Origin of the sequence: Pseudomonas sp. BAV 4579 (assembly GCF_009765395.1) — a bacterium.
Lineage (GTDB): Bacteria > Pseudomonadota > Gammaproteobacteria > Pseudomonadales > Pseudomonadaceae > Chryseomonas > Chryseomonas aestiva.
The window spans coordinates 1-862 of record NZ_WHOV01000203.1; the positions used below are offsets into that span (position 1 = coordinate 1).

Annotated in this window: 1 protein-coding gene; it reads left to right on the plus strand. The window is 60.0% G+C overall.

Features of this window, described 5'->3' with window-relative positions; translation table 11 throughout:
• Positions 1-862: efflux RND transporter permease subunit (locus GSQ95_RS24955; RefSeq protein WP_178123850.1), on the plus strand; the 862-nt coding region annotated here is incomplete at both ends.

Genomic DNA, 862 nt, shown 5'->3' on the forward strand with positions numbered 1-862 from the left:
GGAAGCGACCCGTAAGTCGATGGAGCAGATCCAGGGCGCCCTGGTCGGTATCGCTCTGGTGCTGTCAGCGGTGTTCGTGCCCATGGCCTTCTTTAGCAGCTCGACCGGGGTGATCTATCGCCAGTTCTCCATCACCATCGTCTCCTCGATGGTGCTGTCGGTGCTGGTGGCCCTAATCCTGACCCCGGCGCTGTGCGCCACCCTGCTCAAGCCGGTCAAGCAGGGGCGCCACGAGAAGCGCGGTTTCTTCGGCTGGTTCAACCGCAAGTTCGAGAGCGGTCAGCACCGCTACGAGCGCAGCGTGGCCGCGGTGATCCGGCACAAGGTGCCCTTCCTGCTGCTGTACCTGCTGATCGTCGGCGTCATGGTGTTCCTCTTCACCCGCATCCAGTCGTCCTTCCTGCCGGAAGAGGACCAGGGCGTGATCTTCGCCCAGGTCACCACGCCGCCGGGCTCCAGTGCCGAGCGGACGCAGAAGGTGCTCGACACCATGCGCGAAATGATGATGAAAAATGAGCCTGGTATAAAATCTATGTTCACCGTCAACGGTTTCAACTTCGCCGGTCGCGGTCAGAGCTCGGGGCTAGGATTCATTCAACTTAAATCATGGGAAGAGCGGAGCGATCCGAAAGATAGCGCCGGAGCTATTGCAGGGCGATCCATGGGGTATCTATCCCAAGTCAAGGACGCAATAATTTTTGCGGTGGTTCCCCCTGCGGTCATGGAACTGGGCAACGCCACTGGTTTCGACTTCTATCTGCAGGACAACGGCGGCATTGGCCACGAGGCGCTCATGGCCGCACGTAACCAGTTGCTCGGCATGGCTGCGCAGAATCCCAAGCTGATGCAGACCCGACCCAAT